The following is a 1,695-nucleotide window of genomic DNA, read 5'->3' as shown; positions in this document are numbered from 1 at the left end:
GAAAAACATTACTATAAATGTGGTAATTTTAGTAACGGATGTAGCTAGATCAACCTAAAATAGCCATCACCGATTAATTTTTGATTTAGAACTTACATTGTTCTATTTATCTTTTATTCTGGATTATTGTTAATTATTTCAATTCCATTTATAAGAGTTTCATCTTTTTGAATTGTCGTTTGTTTCACATAATTGGTAGGTACGTACTTTTCTCTTGGAGTTCCATTCACATGAAATAGTTTAGCTGTAGAAAGACGGTAACCAAAATTTTGATTTTTAAACGAGAACCCATTCATTTCGCCAGCTAGTCTTTCCATTTCGGAACCCACAATTTCTGCTCTTTCCATCCCTTCAAAACCTATAGCAAGTCCTTCTCCCATACTTCCTGTCCATCGTCCAACTAAAACCACAACACTATTTTTGTATTGTTCTTTTCTTGGGTTGACAAACTCTATCCAACTTCTCTCAACAATTGGGTTTCCATCATACTGCTCTATTGTCAAATGTTTTTGATATGGTCTAGTTTCATTGATGAATCGTCCCATTATTCCACGAGCCACATATGAATTTCCACCATCTACGGTATTTCTAAGATCTATTATCAGTCCTTTGGTATTCATTAACTTGTCGAGTGCTTTGTCAAAAGCATTAATTAAGCTGTTATTTCCCAATGAATTGTTTAAAGTAATTATTCCAATGTCATTTACTACAGTAGATGTTAGAAGTTCAGAAGATTGTTTGATTTTTAGTTTCCCCAAATCAAATTCAATGGTTTCTTTACTATTCAATTTTAAGGTTAGAATTCTTGGTTGATTATAACGACCTGCCAAAAGTTTATTGGCTATCCACTCTCTAACACTTTGGGATTTTTTGTTATGGCAATGTGTCGGAAATTGTTCGATTGCCTTGTCAATATCAATACCGTTTATTTTTAATAACTCTGCTCCAATTATATTTTGTTCGAGATTCTCTATTTGGTTTTGCCAAACATTTGATATTAATAGTTTTCCATTTTCAATAGTCACATATAAAGGTGAATATAACCTAAATGAGGCACTTCTATTGGTGTTTAAGATGAGGTGACTATCATAAAATTCATCAATCAGGTACTCAAAAAATAGAACTATTTCTTCTTCTGTTTTTATGTTTGGAATTTGTTTTTCGTAATATTCTCTGATGCAGTTTAAATCAACATCTTTTTCTTGTAGATAAATGTAATTTTGAGAGATATTAGTTAAGATTTCGTTTAGATCTTCCTTGATTTTTGTATGATCTATTTTATTGCTCTGTGCATTAGCATAATAAAAATTTAGAAAGAGGATAAATGTTAAAATCAGTTGTTTCATTTAATGTAACGATTGTTCTTTGAGTGTGTAGAATGCTGTCTAAAAACACATAGAGTATGCCTTTAATTTAAATGTAATTGATTAAAAAGTTACAAAAAACACTAGCGATTTTGTTTATACTCAACTAAGGATTTGAAGCAGTGTTATTAATATTTGTTTTCAAAATATTGAATGGTATTATTTAACTTTCAACAATTGACTTTATCTGTTTTATACTCTACCCGATGATAATTGGATAACTTTCTAAAAAGGAAGAAAAGTTGTTATTTTAAATTTCCTAAGTATTGAGACATTTTAAAGTATAACTAAAAATGAGCTTTTGAAAATTGAAGAAACAACTGTTTACCAA

At 29.9% G+C, this 1,695-nt stretch carries 1 protein-coding gene; it reads right to left on the bottom strand.

The window, feature by feature from the left end; all coding sequences use genetic code 11:
• Positions 1 to 113: 113 nt before the first annotated feature.
• Positions 114 to 1,346 carry a S41 family peptidase gene (locus HHU12_RS33775; protein ID WP_169661127.1) on the bottom strand — a complete coding sequence of 411 codons (1,233 nt, stop codon included), beginning with the start codon at positions 1,344 to 1,346 and terminating at the stop codon, positions 114 to 116.
• Between the last annotated feature and the right edge of the window lie 349 nt (positions 1,347 to 1,695).

Source organism: Flammeovirga aprica JL-4 (genome assembly GCF_012844305.1).
In the GTDB taxonomy this organism is placed as follows: Bacteria; Bacteroidota; Bacteroidia; order Cytophagales; family Flammeovirgaceae; genus Flammeovirga; species Flammeovirga aprica.
The sequence above is the reverse complement of the archived record's forward strand: the minus strand, read 5'-3'. Positions and strand labels throughout refer to the sequence as shown.